We start from the raw sequence: 16,448 nt of genomic DNA, 5'->3' as shown, positions 1-16,448 counted from the left end.
AAGACCCTTGCAATGCGTTATATCATATCCTTCACCGGGACCAGATCTCAAAACGACACCCAGCGGGGGGGCGGGGCTTTGCGCCCGCGCCGCAGCGTTGTCACCGCCCGCTCGGCCATCGGGGGGCTGACATTTGCCGCGCTGATGGGCAGCGCGGCCCTGGCCGAGGTGCCGGATGTGGTCACCGATGTGCCGCCCGTGCATGCGCTGGTTTCGCAGGTGATGGGCGATCTGGGGCAGCCGCAGCTTTTGCTGGAGCCGGGCGCGTCCGAGCATCACTTTCAGCTGCGCCCCTCACAGGCGGTGGCGCTGAGCGAGGCGGATCTGGTGGTGATGATCGGACCAGAGCTGACGCCCTGGATCGAAAAGCCACTGGCCTTGCGCCCGGCTGGCAGCCCGGTGCTGGCGCTTTTGCAGGCACAGGGCACCCATCTGCAGAACTATGCCGAAAATGCTGCGCATGATCACGGGGACGATCACGGGCACGATGACCATAACCATGACCATGACCATGACCATGACCATGACCATGACCATGACCATGACCATGACCATGACCATGACCATGACGGCCACGATCATGCGCATGACAAGGACGAAAGCCATGCCGCAGATAAGGCAGGCCATGATCATGACCACAGCGACCACGACCACGACCACGACGAAGATGACGGCCACGATCACGCCAGCCATGACGACCATCACGGCCATGATCACAGCGGCACTGACCCGCATGCCTGGCTTGACCCCGAGAATGCCCGTCTCTGGCTGCTGGCAATCGCGGCAGAGCTGTCGCGCCTCGATCCGGAAAACGCCGCCACCTATGCCGCCAATGCCGAGGCTGGCCGCCAAAAAATCAGCGCCGCCGACCAGCAGGCCCGCGCCCTGCTGGCCCCGGTCGCAGATCGGCCCTTTGTCAGCTTCCACGATGCCTATGGCTATTTTGTCGCCCATTACGGCCTGACCTCAGCCGGGGCGATCTCTCCCGGGGATGCCAGCACGCCCGGCGCAAGGCACCTGACAGAGCTGCAGGCGCAGGTTGCGGCAGGCAAGATCGTCTGCCTCTTCCCCGAGGCAGGTCAGGATCCGAAACTGGCCGAACGGGTCGCGGAAAACAGCGGTGTCAAAATCGGCGCAGCGCTGGATCCGGTCGGCACCCTGATACGGCCGGGCCCGGATCTTTATGAGACCCTGCTGCGCGAGACGGCGCAAAACCTGGCCGACTGCCTGGCCCCTGTTGCCCCCTGAGCGCCCGTCTGCAGATCAGACGGCCAGATCAGGCGGCCAGATCAGGCAATCAGAAAAAACACGCCGGACCCCAGGGCCCGGCGTGTTTTTGTCTTCTGTGATGGAAAAAGGTGACGCCGCAGACCTGGGTGTCGGACCAGAGTGCCAGACTTGGATATCAGACCTGGGTATCAGACCAGGACCTCAGACCAGGCCCGCCGCGCGGAACAGCGCTTTGACGTCGGTCTCGGGGCGGGCGCCGAAATGGCTGATCACCTCGGCGGCGGCCACGCAGCCCATCCGCGCCGACAGCTCAAGCGAGGCATTGGTGGCCAGCCCGTAAAGGAAACCCGCCGCGAACTGATCGCCCGCCCCCGTCGCATCAACCGGCACGATGCGGGTGACAGGCACCACCTCGCGCTGATCGCCCCGGATCACGATCACCTCAGCATCCGAGCGCGTGCACACGACCAGCCCCGCATCACGCCCCGCCTGGGCCAGCGCATCATCCAGATCGGTCTGATAAAGCGAGGCCCATTCGTGCTCATTCCCGATCACATAATCGAGGTCTTTGACCAGGCCGCGAAAGCTGTCGCGGTGACGGTCAACGCAGAAGGGATCGGAAAGCGCGATCCCGGCCTTGCCGCCCGCCTGACGGGTCAGTTTCGCGGCGCGCTCAAAGGCGGCCTTGCCCTGATCCTTGTCGTAAAGATAGCCCTCAAGGAACAGGATCCCCGCCGCGCCCGCGACATCATCAGCGACATCGTCGGGCCCCAGCTCGGATGAGATGCCCAGGTAGGTGTTCATCGAGCGCTCGCCATCGGGCGAGACGAAAATCATCGAGCGCGAGGTCGGCAGCTCGCCCCCCGCGACCGGCGGATTGACGAAATCGGTGCCGCCCTCAGCCATGGTTTTCGCGTAAAACTGCCCAAGCGCATCATCGCGCACCCGCCCGATGAAAGCGGTGGAAAGGCCAAGGCTGCCCAGCCCCGCAATCGTATTGGCGACCGAGCCGCCAGGAGCCTCACGGCGGTTTTCCATCGCGTCATAGAGGAACTCGCCGCGCTCGCGCTCGACCAGCTGCATGATGCCTTTTTCGATCCCGGTGCGGGCAAGGAAGGCATCGTCGCTGGAGGAAAGCACGTCGACGATCGCATTGCCGATCCCCACAACCTGGTAATTCTTCATGACCTGTCCTTATGTCACCGGCCAGAAGGCCCGTCATTGCGCTGTGCATCGCGGGCGCTGATCGCGCCACAAAATCACCCAGTGGGATAGGGCAAGCGGGCCCGAAATAAAACCCCCGCCGCGTAGCCGATGGTATAAGGGGCGGACGGTATAAGGGGCTGCCGGAAAAAGACGGTGGGCAGGCAAGGGATGCGGGCGGGCAAGGGATGCGTCTGGGATGGGCGGACGGGGGCTACAGAATTATCCCTGCGCGGCGCTGACCGCGCGGCAGTTTGTCTGCACCGAAGCCAAAGCAGGGCCAAAATCCTCCGCGCCCATCCCGGTTTCCCCCCCGGATCCGGCGAGGATCTCATAGCTTGCCATGTGAAAGACGACCGTTCCTGCGGTCTCGCGCAGTTTCTCCTGCTGCGCATAGGGGGTTGGGTCGGTAAGGAACACCTCATGCCCCAGCCCCTCAGACTGCACATCGCCCGCCTCGGCTGCCGCGGCAAAACCCGCGCGGATCAGCGCCAGACGCTCGCGCACCGGGTCAGGGATCAGCACCGCTGCCGCGCCAGGCTCTGTCGCCCGCCGGATCGCCGCTTCTGTCGCCATGCCGAAATAGACGCCGTAATGGCCGACCAGATTGTCTGACAGCAAGAGGCCGGATTCGCAGGTGGTGACCTCGACCAGCAGATCCTGATCGGCATGGGCCCAGGTGGTATTGATCGCCCCGCTCCCGGATGTCAGCGTGCCGGTCTGGACAAAGCCCCGCGCCGCAAGGGCGGCGGCAAGGTCAGCGTAAAGCATCGGCTCGCCCGCGGGGGCGCCGAAGGCCTCAAAGATCCGGCCCATCGCCTTTGTGCCGGGCGCAGACAGATCCGGGCGCGGCGCGGTTGAAAGCGCATTTGTCAGCGGGCCGCGCATCAGACCGGGCAAAAGGCCGATCAGCAAGGCCGCCGTGCCAGCACCAAACAGCCAGCGCCGGGAATTCATCGCCTTCGTCATTCTCGTCCCCTGATGTGAACCGGCGCGACGCGCCCCCTGCCCCCTTTGCGCAAAGGGCGTGAAAGGCACTCGGGCGAAAGCTTACGACCGCGCGGGCCGGGCCTGCAAGCGGGCGGCAGATCAGATGGCAGACCTGGCGGGGGATCAGGCGGTCTTTTCCTCGTAAAGGCACCATTCGCTGATCGGGCAGATCGCGCATTTGGGCTTGCGGGCGATGCAGATATAGCGGCCATGCAGGATCAGCCAGTGATGGGCATGCTGCTGAAACTCGGCCGGGACATTGTCCTCAATGGCGCGTTCAACGGCCGCCTCGTCACGGCCCGGGCAGATGCCGCTGCGGTTGCCGATCCGAAAGATATGGGTATCGACGGCCTGGGCGGGGATGTGGAACCACATGTTCAGAACCACATTGGCCGTCTTGCGCCCGACGCCTGGCAGGGTGATCAGCGCGGCGCGCGATGAGGGCACCTCGCCGCCGTATTCATCGATCAGGCGCTGGCTGAGCTTGATGACATTCTTCGCCTTGTTGCGGTAAAGGCCGATGGTTTTGATATGCTCAATCAACGCCTCTTCGCCAAGCGCCAGCATCTTCGCGGGCGTGTCCGCGATGGCAAACAGCGCATGCGTGGCACGGTTCACGCCCTTGTCGGTGGCCTGGGCCGACAGCGCAACCGCGACCAGCAGCGTGAAAGCATTGGTGTGATCGAGTTCGCCCTTCGGCTCTGCCTCCGTTTCACGGAAGCGGCTGAATATGGCGTGCATGGCTGGATAATCGAGCTGGCGGGTCATAGCGCCGTTCTGCCATGGCGCCCGCATCAGAGACAAGCCTTTCACAACAGGGCGGCCTGCACGCCCCGCCCCCGCTGATCGGCGCCAGATACTTAGCGCCAGCCATTCTGCGCAGCTATTCTGCGACATACACTCAACGCCAGTCACCCGGAGCCAGGCACTAATCACCAGACACAAAGATGTGTCATCGGCAGGAGGCCGCGCATCCGCCAGCGATACCGCAGCCCCCTGTCACCAGGGGCGCGGCAATGATATAAGCCGGGGTTAAGCCCTGGAATGATCCGGGCGGGACCTCTGTCAGACAAGAGTATGATCATGACCAGGATTTCCATTCTTCTCGCATCCGTCGCAGCCATTGCCCTTTCGGGCTGCGTCGATCCCAATGCCTATCCCGACAACCCCAATGCCCGCAAACAGCAGGGCGCCGTTCTGGGTGGTCTGGTCGGCGCGGCGGCCGGTGCCAGCTCGGGCGGGGACAACCGTCTGGCCAAGGCGGCTGTCGGCGGCGTGATCGGGGCGCTGGCGGGCGGTGCCATCGGGGCCACGCTGGACCAGCAGGCGGCCGAGCTGCGCTCGCAGATGTCGCCGGGCGTCAATGTCACCAACCACGGCGATTATCTGCTGGTGAACATGCCGCAGGATCTGCTGTTTGCAACCGACAGCGCCACGCTTTCGGGCTCGCTGATGGGGGATCTGGGGGCGGTTGCGCAAAGCCTGATCCGCTATCCGAACAGCCAGATCCAGATCATCGGCCATACCGACTCGGATGGGGCTGCAGCCTACAACCTGGACCTCTCGCAGCGCCGCGCCAATTCGGTGGCCACTGTGCTGCGCAACAATGGCGTGCCCGCAGGCCGTATCTCGGCGATTGGCCGTGGCGAGGATGCGCCGGTGGCCTCGAACCTGACGCCCCAGGGCAAGGCGCAAAACCGCCGCGTCGAGATCTATATCCGCCCGACCAACTAAAGCCCCAGGCCAGCCAAAGGCCGCAGGCAACCGCGCCTTCAGGCGCTGCAGACAGCAAAAGGGCCGGGAAATTTCCCGGCCCTTTTTCATTACAGCTTGTGCAGAGCAGGCCTCAGCGCACCTTCAGCGTCGCAAGGCCGATCATCGCCAGGATCAGCGAGATGATCCAGAAACGGATGACGATCTGCGGCTCGGCCCAGCCCTTTTTCTCAAAATGGTGGTGGATCGGGGCCATCAGGAAGATCCGCTTTTTGGTCTTTTTGTAATAAAGCACCTGGATGATCACGCTGAGCGCCTCGACCACGAACAGGCCGCCGACGATGGCCAGCACGATCTCATGTTTGGTGCAGACGGCCATTGCGCCAAGCGCGCCGCCGAGCGCCAGCGACCCGGTATCGCCCATGAACACGGCTGCAGGCGGCGCGTTATACCACAGGAAGCCAAGGCCACCGCCGATCAGCGCCGAGGCGAAGATCACCAGCTCTGCCGTGCCCGGCACAGCATGAACGCCCAGGTAATTCGCCATGGTCGAGGTGCCGACCGCGTAAGAGATCACCCCAATGGTGCCTGCCGCGATCATCACCGGCATGATCGCCAGCCCGTCCAGCCCGTCGGTCAGATTGACCGCATTGGCGGCGCCGACGATCACGATCATACCAAAGGGCACGAAGAAAATGCCCAGGTTCAGCAGCGCATCCTTGAAGAAGGGGAAGGCCAGCTGATTGGTCAGCCCCTCGGGGTGATAGCGGGCGGCAAAATAGGCCGCGAGGCCCGCGATGATCAGCCCCAGCACGAAACGGATGCGCGACGAGACCCCTTTGGTGTTTTGTTTGGTGACCTTGGCATAGTCATCGGCGAAACCGATCAGACCAAAGGCCAGCGTCACCAAAAGCACGATCCAGACGTAAGCATTGTCCAGCCGCGCCCACAAAAGCGTCGAGAAAGTCAGCGCCGAGAGGATCAGAAGCCCCCCCATCGTCGGCGTGCCCGCCTTGGCGAAATGGCTTTGCGGGCCATCATCGCGGATCGGCTGGCCCTTGCCCTGTTTGCGGCGCAAAAGGTTGATCAGCGGGCGGCCGAACAGGAAGCCGAAGATCAGCGCCGTGCCAAAGGCCATGCCCGCACGGAAGGTGATATAGCGGAACAGATTGAAGAAATCGCCACCGTCAGAGAGCTCGGTCAGCCAGAAAAGCATTCACTCGGTTCCTTCGCTTGTCACGCGGGGCGTGCCCAATTTGCGCAATGCCTCGGCAACAAGGCTGACTTTCGATCCTTTGGAGCCCTTGACCAGCACGGTGTCACCGGGGTCCATCAGGCTGCGGGCATGGCCCGCCAACTCGCCCGCCGTTTCCACCCATTCGCCGCGCTGCGCAAGGGGAAGTGCGTTGTAAAGTTCCCGCATGCGCGGACCGACGCAATGGATCAGCGTGACGGCGCTCAGCCCGGGATGGTCTGCGATGGCGGCATGCAGTGCCAGTTCCTGATCGCCCAGCTCCAGCATATCGCCCAGCACCGCGATGCGCCGCCCGGCCCCGATGCGGCCGATGCCGTCAACGGGCTGCGCCCGGATCAGCATGTCGAGGCTGGCCGCCAGTGAGGCGGGGTTGGCGTTGAAACTGTCGTCAATCAGATCGAAGAAGGTCTCTTCGACCGTGTCGAGCTCGATCCGCTCGCGGGTGCCGCGCCCGGATGGCGGGCGCCAGCGGCCCAGGTCATGGGAGGCCAGCACCGGATCAGCGCCAAGGGCGGCAACCGAGGCCAGGGCGCCAAGCGCGTTTCGCGCGAAATGCGCCCCGGAAGAGGCGATGCGGAAGAGGCTGATCTGGCCGTCATGGCTGGCGCGCACCACGGTGATCTCTTCGCCGGGGCGGATCTCATCGAGGTGCCAGTCAGCCGAGGGGGCTGCGCCAAAGCCCAGGATCTTTGCGCCTTTGGCAAGCGCCGCCTCTTGCAGGATCGGCGAGGTCTCAAGGTCGAGGTTGATCACGGCGGTGCCGCCAGGTTCCAGCCCCTCAAATATCGCGGCTTTCTCATGGGCGATGCCTTCGATCGAGCCGAAGGCCGCCATATGGGCCGGGGCAACCGTGGTGATCAGCGCCACATGGGGGCGGGTCAGACGCGCAAGCGGCGCGATCTCGCCGGGGTTCGACATGCCGATCTCAATCACCGCGAAATCGGTGTCTTTGGGCATGCGCGCAAGCGTCAGCGGCACGCCCCAGTGGTTATTATAGCTGGCCTCGGCGGCATGGGTGCTGCCCTGCCCTGCCAGCATGACGCGCAGCATTTCCTTGGTCGAGGTCTTGCCGACCGAGCCTGTCACCGCGACCAGCTTCGCCCTTGTGCGGGCACGGGCGGCAATGGCCAGCGCCTCAAGCGCCTGCAGCACGTCAGGGACGACCAGCAGCGGCGCATCCGGGGCAAGGCCTGCCGGGATCTGGCTGACCAGCGCCGCGCCTGCGCCCTTTTGCAGCGCCTGGGCCACGAATTCATGCCCGTCGCGGATGTCTTTGAGGGCGACGAACAGATCGCCGGGCTGCAGCGTGCGGGTGTCGATTGAGACGCCGGTTGCGGCCCAGTCACCATGGACCGTGCCACCCGTGGCCAGGGCTGCGTCTTTTGCGCTCCAGAGCGGGGTCATGGCCGGGCCTCCTTTGATGGGCGGTGAAGGGGGGCTGCCTGCCCCCCGTCTGCTGCGCAGACACCCCCCGGGGATATTTTTGGACAGATGAAAGGGGCAGTGGCGCGCATCCGATCTGGCCTTCAGATCAGGCCATCAAGGGCTGCGACGGCGACCGAGGCCTGTTCGACATCGTCAAAGGGATAGACCTCGCCCCTGATGATCTGACCGGATTCGTGGCCTTTTCCGGCGATCAGCAGCGCGTCGCCGGGCTGGAGCGCGTCGACGGCGCGCAAAATCGCCTCGGCGCGGTCGCCGACCTCATTGGCCTCGGGGCAGGCCCGGAGGATTTCGGCGCGGATCGCGGCGGGGTCTTCGGAGCGGGGATTGTCGTCAGTGACGAAGAGGACATCGGCGTAGTCCTGGGCAGCCTGGCCCATCAGCGGGCGTTTGGCGCGGTCGCGGTCGCCGCCGGCGCCAAAGACGATGATCAGGCGGCCCATCACATGTGGGCGCAGGCTTTTGAGCGCGGTGGCGATGGCGTCGGGCGTATGGGCGTAATCGACATAGACGGGGGCGCCGTTTTTGCGGGTGGCGGCAAGCTCCATCCGGCCGCGCACGCCTTTGAGGCTGGAGAGGGTTTCCATCACCCGCTCTGGCCGTTCGCCGCAGGCGATGACGAGGCCTGCGGCCAGCGCCACGTTTTCAGCCTGGAAAGAGCCTGTCAGGTTCAGGCGGGCCTGGAAGGGTTTGCCCTGCCATTCAAGGCGCAGCTCCTGGCCCGTCGCATCGGGGCGGGTGGCTTTGATGGTGAGGTCGGGCTTTGTGCCCGCATTGCCCCGGCCCACGCTGAGGACAGGCAGGCCGCGATCCAGCGCACGTTCGGCCATTTCCGGGCCATAAGCGCCGTCGAGATTGATCACCGCCACCGCATCATCGGGCAAAAGCCGGGTGAAAAGCGCTGCTTTGGCCTCAAAATAGGCCTCCATCGTGTGATGGTAGTCGAGGTGATCCTGGGTCAGGTTGGTGAAGCCCGCCGCTTTCAGCCGCACACCGTCCAAGCGGCGCTGGTCGAGGCCATGGGAAGAGGCCTCCATCACCGCATGGGTGATGCCGTCCCGGGCAGCCTCGGCCAGCATGGCATGCAGGGTGACCGGATCGGGGGTGGTATGGGCGGATGGGGCGTTCCAGTCGCCCTCGACCCCGGTGGTGCCGATATTGATCGCGCCGTGGCCAAGCGCCTGCCAGATCTGGCGGGTGAAGGTCGAGACGCTGGTTTTGCCATTGGTGCCGGTGACGGCGGCCATCACGGCAGGCTGCGCGCCCGACCAGAGTGCGGCGGCGCGGGCGAGCGCCTCGCGCGACTCATCCACCACGATCAGGGCGATGTCTTTCAGGCCGATGGCCGCAGTGCCGATCAGCGCGCCCTCTGGGTCGGTCAGGATGGCGGTTGCGCCCTTTTCCAGCGCGGTTTCGATGAAATCCGCGCCATGGCGCAGGCTGCCGGGCAGCGCCGCAAAGAGGAAGCCGGGCTTTACCGCCCGGCTGTCTGCCGTCAGGCCACTCAGCTGCGGATCACGCCCCTGCCTTGCCTTCAGCCCAAGTTCCGAGAGCCGCTTTTCGCCCGCCATACTATCACCCGTTCAGTTCGCCGCGGCTGTTAGCGCAGTTCCGGTGATGGGATCAACCAGCGGCCGCACGTCCAGCAGCGGCGCGATGCGACGGATCATCTCGGCCGCGACTGGCACAGAGGTCCAGCCGGCGGTGCGCAGGGGTTTTGGCCCGGAATTGTCCGAGGGTTCATCCAGCGTCACGATCACCACATAGCGCGGGTTCGAGGCCGGGAAGGTCGAGGCGAAGGTATTGATCACCTTGTCTTTATAATAGCCGCCGGATTTCTTGGGCTTATCGGCGGTGCCGGTTTTGCCCGCGACCTCATAGCCCTTCACCTCGGCCAGGCTTGCGGTGCCATGGGTCACGACCGAGCGCAGCATCGCCACCGAATCTTTGGCCACTTTCTCGCTCATCACCCGCACGCCAGAGGCCGGGCCGGTCTGTTTGATCAGCGTCGGCTTCACATAGATGCCGCCATTGGCGATCGAGGCATAGGCGGCCGCCAGGTGCATCGGGCTGGCCGACATGCCATGGCCGTAAGAGGTGGTGATGGTCACAATCTCGGGCCAGCGGCGGGGGATCAGCGGTTTCGCGCCGGGGGCCTCGATCAGCTCGACCGGGGTCGGATCAAAAAAGCCGAGCGATTTCAGGAAGGCCTGCTGGCGCTGCGGCCCGATCATCAGCGCGATATTGGCGGTGCCGACGTTCGAGGATTTCTCGATCACGCCGCGCACGGACAGCATCGGCCCGTAGTTTTTGCCCTGAAATTCCTTGATCTTATGCTTGCCCCAGCTCATGGGCGCATTGGCGTTGACCATGGTGTCGGGGGTCACCAGACCCAGCTCCATCGCCTGGGCGGCGGCGAAGATCTTGAAGGCGGACCCCAATTCATAGACGCCCTGCACCGCGCGGTTGAACAGCGGGCTGTCTGAGGGTTCGTCATCCTTGCCGACCAGCGGCACGGGGCGATCATTGGGGTCAAAGGTCGGCGCCGAGGCCAGAGCGATGATCTCGCCCGTGCGCACATCCATCACAATCGCCGCGCCGCCACGGGCGTTCAGCATGGTGATCCCGGCGGAAAGCACCTCTTCCACCGTGGCCTGGACCGTCAGATCCAGCGACAGCTCCAGCGGTTTCCCGGCCTGAGCCGGATCGCGCAGCCGCGCATCCATCGCCTTTTCGATACCGGCGGTGCCAATCACCTCGGCGGAATGAACGCCCTCGGCCCCGAAGGAATAGCCGCCCAGCACATGCGCGGCCAGGGTGCCATTGGGGTAAAGCCGCATCTCGCGCGGGCCAAACAACAGGCCCGGATCGCCGATCTCATGGACGGCCTGCATCTGCTCGGGGCTGAGGATCTTGCGCACCCAGAGGAAGCGGCGGCCATCGGTAAAGCGGCGCTCCAGGTCATCGGCCTTCAGATCGGGGAAGATCGCCGCCAGTTTTCGCGCCGAGCCCTTGGGGTCAACCATGTCACGCGGATGCGCATAAAGCGCCGAAGTGGTCATATTGGTCGCAAGGATGCGGCCATTTCTGTCGGTGATATCAGCGCGTTGGGCTACAATCTCTGCACCGGGTGCCGAGGCGACAGGCTCGACCGGCTCGGACGCGGCCAGATGGCCCATCCGCACGCCGATCGTCATATAGGCGCAGCCAAATACCAGGGCCAGAAGCCCCAGCCGGGCCGAGGCGCGGGGCTGGCCTTTGTCGCGGATCACCTCATGACGCTGGGCGAGATTTTCGCGCTCGATCAGGTCGGGGTTCTCGCCTTTCTGGCGGGCGTCAAGAATGCGGGCAAGCGGGCGAAGCGGAATACGCATGGATCAAAGCCCCTCTTCGCTGCTGGCGATCACCGCCTGAACCGCACCGATTTGGCCTGCCAGACCTGCCCCCAGACCTGCTGCCAGACCTTCGGGCGCATCAATCGCGGGAACTGCGGGCGGCGGATAGGCAACCCCTGCCGTGGCCCCGAACTGGCCCGGATCCATCGGCAAAAGCGGCACGCGCTCAAAGTTCAGCGAGACCAGCTCACGCAGGCGCTCGGGGCGGTTCAGCCAGGCCCATTCAGCCTTTTGCACCGAAAGCCCCTCACGCAGGCCCGCGATTTCACGCTGCAGGCTGCGAACCTCGCGCAGCACCTCCTGGGTGGCGTAATTCTCGCGGTAGGCCCAGAAGCCAAGCGCGATCACAGCAAGAAAGGTGAAAACGTAAAGCACGGGGCGCATGTCAGGACCGTCCTTTCTTCACAAACCGGGGAATGCCCAAAGCCTGCGGATCGGCAGGCAGGGGCGCGGCATCGGTGCGGATGCCGATACGAAGTTTCGCCGAACGCGAGCGCGGGTTTTCCGCAAGCTCTGCCTCATCGGGGCCGACGGCCTTTTTCGAGATCAGCCGGAAACGCGGCGTCACGCTGTCACGCGCGGGCGCATAGCGGTTGGCGGCAGGCTCTGCCCCCGAGGCCAGCTGGAAAAATCGCTTGGCGATGCGGTCTTCAAGGCTGTGGAAGGTGACAACCGCCAGCTTGCCGCCGGGCTTCAGGATGCGTTCAGCCGCAGCAAGGCCCTCAGCCAGCTGATCAAACTCGGCATTCACCGCGATGCGGATCGCCTGAAAGCTGCGGGTCGCAGGGTGGCTTTCGCCGAATTTCGGGCGCGGCAGCTGTTTGGCGACTACCTCGGCCAGCTGCAGCGTGGTGGTGAAGGGCTGCACCAGCCGCGCCGCCACAATCGCCCGCGCGATGCGGCGCGAAGCGCGCTCTTCGCCGTAATTGTAAAGGATGTCAGCGATCAGCTCTTCGGGGGCGGTATTGACCAGATCCGCCGCCGAGGGGCCGGACTGGCTCATCCGCATGTCAAGCGGGCCGTCTTTCTGGAAGGAAAAGCCGCGCCCCGCCTCATCCAGCTGCATCGACGAGACGCCCAGATCCAGCACGACGCCATCGGCAGACTGGCCCGCCAGCGTGTCGAGATCGGAAAACGTGCCCATCGCCAGGCTGATCCGGCCGCCAAATTCCGGCAGCCAGGCCGCCGCCATCTGATGCGCCAGCGGGTCACGGTCAATGCCCAGCACCCGATCAGCACCCGCGCCGATCAGGCCCTTTGCATAGCCCCCTGCCCCGAAAGTGCCATCGATCCAAAACCCCTCAACCGGGGCGACGCCTGCCAGCAGCGGCCTCAGCAGCACCGGGATATGCGGCGCGTTCTCCGCCATTCTCAAGCCTCATCATGCGGCAAAAGCGAGAGCAGGTCCGCGCCTTCCGGCAGGTCGAGATCAATCTCTTCCTGAGCCGCCATTTCCGCATCGTAATTCTCACGCAGCCAGATCTGGAAGGTGTCCAGCGCACCCGCGAAACAGGCCTCGCCCGCGTCGGTCAGGCCGATCCGCTCGCGCACTTTGGCGGGCAGCACGAGGCGCCCGTCATCATCAACCTCAACCGTTTGCGAAAGGGTGATATAGTTGCGCTCCAGGAGCTTACGCTGCGGCGTGCCGGGCGCGAGCCTGCGGATCTTGCCCTCCATCACCGCCATTTCGGCCATGGAATAGCATTCGACATATTTCTGGCCGGGCTTACCGCCATAGACCATCACAACCCGCGGCCGCGAGGACCCAACACCCGCATCACCAGCCTCCAGAACACGGCGAAAAGGCGCCGGGATCGAGACCCGCGCCTTAGCATCTACCTTCTGGTAGAATTCGCCTCTGAATGCCTCAGCCATTGCTTTGTGCCGGCCCTTTGTTGCGTCTGTCCCTGAACCCTGCGGTCCGCTTGTCTTTTGGCCCGTCGGCCGAATTCTTATGGTCCAGAAATGAAATGGGCGGATCGGACTGCTGCCACTGTCCGATCCGCCTCTGTCCCATCGCTGGGCGTCCAGCTACGCGCGCCACCTGGGGGAGATGTCTGCTCGCTCGCGCGCCGGATCTCTGTCGTCTGATGAAGGCGGTTGCCTGTATGAGCTGCCTTTTTTCGCCTTTGTTCGGGGTCTTCGTCCGCCCCTGACGTTCTTTTTTGCCCGCTTCATCTTCCGTGCACCCAACATGCCTGGGATTTCATGGTCTGACAAGGGAAATGTTGGGCGGCACCGGCAATATCTTGTTTGCCCAACGGCCGAAAAACAGGATCTGGTAGGCCTCTCGGGCGATCACAACACCATATCTATGGATCACGGCGCCGAGAGAGCCGATATATTGAAAGACCCAACTGATCCCATGCCATCCCGGTCGTGTGAATTTTTTCGCCAGGCCGGGCCTGTTTTCCGGGATGAGTCAAGGCCATCCGGCCAACAATGTCTGTTTTACAATGTATCACCACGCCAAAACTCTCGCCTGAGGCGAAAATGGCACTTCGATTCCATGAGATTCCATGCCGAATGATTCGCGCCATCCCGGCCCACCGCTGGCCCATCCCATCCCGGACCCATCCCGTCCCATCCCATCCCGGGCAGAGCTGTCCGCCCTGCCCGACCCAGGCCGGGCCAGATCGGGCCAGATCGGCCCATCCGAACCGCGCCGCGCCACAGATGCGGCGACAAATGAAAAGCCCGCCGCAATAGCGACGGGCTTTTACTGAACCGATCCCCGGTCGAACAGATATCAACCTGTGCAAAGCAACCTGCGGTCAGACCCCTGAACAGAGTGTCAGCCGGGCGGCTTTCACCTGGCCTTAAGCCATGCCGCCCTGGATCAGACGCTGCGCCAGCTTTGCATAGGCCTCGGCCAGAGGGCCGTCGCCTGCGGCAATCGGCGTGCCATCGTCGCCCGCGATCCGCACATCCAGCGCCAGCGGCAGCTCTCCAAGGAACGGCACTCCAAGGCGCTGCGCCTCCTGGGCCACGCCGCCATGGCCGAAGATATGCGCCTCATGGCCGCAATTCGGGCAGACATAGGTCGACATATTCTCGATCAGCCCCAGGATCGGGGTTTTCAGCTTGTTGAACATGTCGATCGCCTTCAGCGCGTCGATCAGCGCCACATCCTGCGGCGTCGAGACGACCAGCGCCCCCGTCAGCTGCACCCGCTGCGACAGCGACAGCTGCACATCGCCAGTGCCGGGCGGCAGGTCGATCAGCAGAATATCCAGCTCGCCCCAGGCCACCTGCGACAAAAGCTGCTGGATCGCCCCCATCAGCATCGGGCCGCGCCAGATCACCGCCTCGCCCTCTTTCATCAGAAGGCCCATCGACATCATGGTGACGCCATGGGCACGAAGCGGCTCGATGATCTTGCCGTCGATGCTGGAGGGGCGCTTTGACACCCCCATCATCCGCGCCTGGCTGGGGCCATATATATCGGCATCCAAAAGCCCGACGCGCCGCCCCTGTTTCGCCAGCGCCACCGCAAGGTTCGAGCTGACGGTCGATTTGCCAACGCCCCCCTTGCCCGAGCCGATGGCGATAATGCGGTCGATCCCCGACAATTTCTGCGCGCCCCCCTGCTGCGGCGTCGGATGGCCGCCGATCTTCAGGCTGGGCGGGGGCACATGCCCCTCTCCGGATGAGCGTTTGATCTGTGGCGGATCCCCGGCAGGTGCCGCTGCGCGGGCGGGCGCCTTGGGCGCCGGGCCATGCGCGGTCATCACGATCTGCACCGCGGTCACGCCCGGCAAGGCCTTCAGCTGTGCCTCGGCCGCCGCCTGCACCGGGGCCAGCGCCCTCGCGTGATCGGCCGATTCCGCCTCGATCACAAAGCGCACCACGCCCGCCTCAACCACCAGCGCACGAATCAAATCGCGCGAGACAAGGCTGCCCCCATCCGGCAGGGCAATGCCTGCAAGAGTATTCGTCACCGTTTCGCGCGTGGCTGTCATCACGTCCCCCGAGAGTTTGCCGCCACAGACTCGGTAGTTTTTAAGGAAAGGGCAAGGGTTGGAGAATGAACTGTTCGCAGACTGCCCAAAGATTAACCATTTCTGTTTATATCAATGACATAGCTGTGAAAACAGCCATGCGATTGCTGCATGGCAGCATTGTTTGGTCGTCTATTGTGCAAGCGCAGAAAAGCCCGCATGTTAGCGACAACAGACAGGAACATATCGGCAGACTGAAACGCCGGACCTGACGCAGAGGCTTGAAGAACATGGCATATGTAAACACTTCCCGCGCCGCCATTGCCCGCCCTTCGCTGATCGGCGACGTGGTTGAGGCCATCCGCAACGCAGTCGCACGGCGCAAACTTTACCTGCGCACCCTGGAAGAGCTGCGCGCTCTTTCCGACCGCGATCTCTCGGATCTGGGCATGTCGCGCTCGATGATTAACGAAGTCGCCCGCGAAGCGGCTTACGGCAAATAAGTTTCTCGCACCGGGCTCTCTCCTCCTCCCTGAGCCCGGGGTGAAGACGGCGCCACCGTCCTCCTCCCAGGTGGCGCCACTTTATAGCGGATGCGAATGGCATCCCTCTTATTCGGTGGCCCTCTCCTCCTCCCTGGGCCTTCGAACCAGCGGCGACCCCCCTCCTCCTCCCTGGGGTCGCCGCATCAGATACCGGTCAGGATCTTCTCTGGATCAGGACCTCACGGCTTCGGCGCCCCTCTCCTCCTCCCTGGGGTGGCCGGAATGCGCGGCAGCTCCGCTCCTCCTCCCAGGAGCTGTCGCGCGCTAACCATCTGGGCAAGACCGCAAGGTTGGTTGCCCGACCAGTTCGGCGGCGCTCTCCTCCTCCCTTGCGCCACCGGAACATGCGGCGGTTCCTCTCCTCCTCCCTCGGAACCGCCGCCCTCCCCCCTCTTCATTTCGCATCTGAATGGCGTTGCTCAGCATCGGCGTTGTTGCAGAATCCCCCCGCGAGCAGGATTCACACGAGGAATCCATAGGGCTAATGGTCTGCGATGACGCGACCTGCCCCTACCCGCTATCGGACGACGAACTGGAAGAGTTACAACGATGCCCTGAAGCGGCGTGGTTCCTTGTTGATCTGGTTGGACAAGGACATGACGTGGTTTGCGCCGAAGGCCGGTGGCAATGGCCGACCGGCTGTGTTCAGCGATGCCGCGATCCAGTTTTGCCTGATGGTGAAGGTTCTGTTCGGGCTGCCGCTTCGACAAATCGAGCCAGGTTCCGCCACTGG

General features: G+C 64.0%; 15 protein-coding genes. 4 read left to right on the top strand and 11 right to left on the bottom strand.

Features of this window, described 5'->3' with window-relative positions:
* Window positions 1–12: 12 nt before the first annotated feature.
* Window positions 13–1,248 (top strand): zinc ABC transporter substrate-binding protein, encoded by a 1,236-nt coding sequence (locus tag HOY34_RS08115; RefSeq protein WP_172361695.1) that lies wholly within the window; start codon window positions 13–15, stop codon window positions 1,246–1,248.
* A 183-nt stretch (window positions 1,249–1,431) separates the two neighbouring features.
* Here the strand turns inward: HOY34_RS08115 and HOY34_RS08110 are convergent, their stop codons facing one another.
* From HOY34_RS08110 to nth, 3 genes are all read right to left on the bottom strand, one after another.
* A complete protein-coding gene (locus tag HOY34_RS08110) occupies window positions 1,432–2,415 on the bottom strand; it encodes an adenosine kinase (RefSeq protein ID WP_172361693.1) in 984 nt (327 codons plus the stop codon).
* Between the two features lie 240 nt (window positions 2,416–2,655).
* Entirely contained in the window at window positions 2,656–3,402 is a 747-nt protein-coding gene (locus HOY34_RS08105) for a hypothetical protein (protein WP_172361691.1), read from the bottom strand.
* A 144-nt stretch (window positions 3,403–3,546) separates the two neighbouring features.
* On the bottom strand, window positions 3,547–4,191 hold the full coding sequence (gene nth / locus HOY34_RS08100) for an endonuclease III (protein WP_172361689.1): 645 nt from the start codon (window positions 4,189–4,191) through the stop codon (window positions 3,547–3,549).
* A gap of 309 nt (window positions 4,192–4,500) precedes the next feature.
* Between nth and HOY34_RS08095 the strand changes: the two genes are divergently transcribed.
* Window positions 4,501–5,157 carry a YiaD family glycine zipper/OmpA-like lipoprotein gene (locus tag HOY34_RS08095; RefSeq protein WP_172361687.1) on the top strand — a complete coding sequence of 219 codons (657 nt, stop codon included), beginning with the start codon at window positions 4,501–4,503 and terminating at the stop codon, window positions 5,155–5,157.
* 112 nt (window positions 5,158–5,269) lie between these two features.
* Here the strand turns inward: HOY34_RS08095 and mraY are convergent, their stop codons facing one another.
* From mraY to HOY34_RS08055, 8 genes are all read right to left on the bottom strand, one after another.
* On the bottom strand, window positions 5,270–6,352 hold the full coding sequence (mraY, locus tag HOY34_RS08090) for a phospho-N-acetylmuramoyl-pentapeptide-transferase (protein ID WP_172361685.1): 1,083 nt from the start codon (window positions 6,350–6,352) through the stop codon (window positions 5,270–5,272).
* On the bottom strand, window positions 6,353–7,795 hold the full coding sequence (locus tag HOY34_RS08085; protein ID WP_172361683.1) for a UDP-N-acetylmuramoyl-tripeptide--D-alanyl-D-alanine ligase: 1,443 nt from the start codon (window positions 7,793–7,795) through the stop codon (window positions 6,353–6,355).
* 122 nt (window positions 7,796–7,917) lie between these two features.
* Window positions 7,918–9,405: a UDP-N-acetylmuramoyl-L-alanyl-D-glutamate--2,6-diaminopimelate ligase gene (locus HOY34_RS08080; RefSeq protein WP_172361681.1), complete on the bottom strand. Its 1,488-nt coding sequence runs from the start codon at window positions 9,403–9,405 to the stop codon at window positions 7,918–7,920.
* 12 nt (window positions 9,406–9,417) lie between these two features.
* Entirely contained in the window at window positions 9,418–11,208 is a 1,791-nt protein-coding gene (locus tag HOY34_RS08075; protein WP_172361679.1) for a peptidoglycan D,D-transpeptidase FtsI family protein, read from the bottom strand.
* Between the two features lie 3 nt (window positions 11,209–11,211).
* Complete coding sequence (gene ftsL / locus HOY34_RS08070; protein ID WP_172361678.1) at window positions 11,212–11,613, bottom strand: cell division protein FtsL; 402 nt, start codon at window positions 11,611–11,613, stop codon at window positions 11,212–11,214.
* A 1-nt stretch (window position 11,614) separates the two neighbouring features.
* Entirely contained in the window at window positions 11,615–12,598 is a 984-nt protein-coding gene (gene rsmH / locus HOY34_RS08065) for a 16S rRNA (cytosine(1402)-N(4))-methyltransferase RsmH (protein ID WP_172361676.1), read from the bottom strand.
* Between the two features lie 2 nt (window positions 12,599–12,600).
* Complete coding sequence (mraZ, locus tag HOY34_RS08060) at window positions 12,601–13,104, bottom strand: division/cell wall cluster transcriptional repressor MraZ (RefSeq protein ID WP_172361674.1); 504 nt, start codon at window positions 13,102–13,104, stop codon at window positions 12,601–12,603.
* Between the two features lie 944 nt (window positions 13,105–14,048).
* Window positions 14,049–15,191 carry an Mrp/NBP35 family ATP-binding protein gene (locus HOY34_RS08055; RefSeq protein WP_172361672.1) on the bottom strand — a complete coding sequence of 381 codons (1,143 nt, stop codon included), beginning with the start codon at window positions 15,189–15,191 and terminating at the stop codon, window positions 14,049–14,051.
* 269 nt (window positions 15,192–15,460) lie between these two features.
* Between HOY34_RS08055 and HOY34_RS08050 the strand changes: the two genes are divergently transcribed.
* Together HOY34_RS08050 and HOY34_RS08045 are read left to right on the top strand one after the other, a co-directional pair.
* Entirely contained in the window at window positions 15,461–15,673 is a 213-nt protein-coding gene (locus HOY34_RS08050) for a DUF1127 domain-containing protein (RefSeq protein ID WP_172361670.1), read from the top strand.
* A 536-nt stretch (window positions 15,674–16,209) separates the two neighbouring features.
* Window positions 16,210–16,448: transposase (locus tag HOY34_RS08045; protein ID WP_172361668.1), on the top strand; the 239-nt coding region annotated here is incomplete at its 3' end.

Origin of the sequence: Pseudogemmobacter hezensis, assembly GCF_013155295.1 — a bacterium.
Taxonomy (GTDB): Bacteria; Pseudomonadota; Alphaproteobacteria; order Rhodobacterales; family Rhodobacteraceae; genus Pseudogemmobacter; species Pseudogemmobacter hezensis.
Note: the sequence above shows the minus strand (reverse complement) of the source record. Positions and strands in the feature narration are given on the sequence as shown.

Coding starts and splice junctions, on each gene's coding strand:
- HOY34_RS08115 (WP_172361695.1), top strand. CDS start 13: ATGCGTTATATCATATCCTTCACCGGGACCAGATCTCAAAACGACACC.
- HOY34_RS08110 (WP_172361693.1), bottom strand. CDS start 2,415: ATGAAGAATTACCAGGTTGTGGGGATCGGCAATGCGATCGTCGACGTG.
- HOY34_RS08105 (WP_172361691.1), bottom strand. CDS start 3,402: ATGACGAAGGCGATGAATTCCCGGCGCTGGCTGTTTGGTGCTGGCACG.
- nth (WP_172361689.1), bottom strand. CDS start 4,191: ATGACCCGCCAGCTCGATTATCCAGCCATGCACGCCATATTCAGCCGC.
- HOY34_RS08095 (WP_172361687.1), top strand. CDS start 4,501: ATGATCATGACCAGGATTTCCATTCTTCTCGCATCCGTCGCAGCCATT.
- mraY (WP_172361685.1), bottom strand. CDS start 6,352: ATGCTTTTCTGGCTGACCGAGCTCTCTGACGGTGGCGATTTCTTCAAT.
- HOY34_RS08085 (WP_172361683.1), bottom strand. CDS start 7,795: ATGACCCCGCTCTGGAGCGCAAAAGACGCAGCCCTGGCCACGGGTGGC.
- HOY34_RS08080 (WP_172361681.1), bottom strand. CDS start 9,405: ATGGCGGGCGAAAAGCGGCTCTCGGAACTTGGGCTGAAGGCAAGGCAG.
- HOY34_RS08075 (WP_172361679.1), bottom strand. CDS start 11,208: ATGCGTATTCCGCTTCGCCCGCTTGCCCGCATTCTTGACGCCCGCCAG.
- ftsL (WP_172361678.1), bottom strand. CDS start 11,613: ATGCGCCCCGTGCTTTACGTTTTCACCTTTCTTGCTGTGATCGCGCTT.
- rsmH (WP_172361676.1), bottom strand. CDS start 12,598: ATGGCGGAGAACGCGCCGCATATCCCGGTGCTGCTGAGGCCGCTGCTG.
- mraZ (WP_172361674.1), bottom strand. CDS start 13,104: ATGGCTGAGGCATTCAGAGGCGAATTCTACCAGAAGGTAGATGCTAAG.
- HOY34_RS08055 (WP_172361672.1), bottom strand. CDS start 15,191: ATGACAGCCACGCGCGAAACGGTGACGAATACTCTTGCAGGCATTGCC.
- HOY34_RS08050 (WP_172361670.1), top strand. CDS start 15,461: ATGGCATATGTAAACACTTCCCGCGCCGCCATTGCCCGCCCTTCGCTG.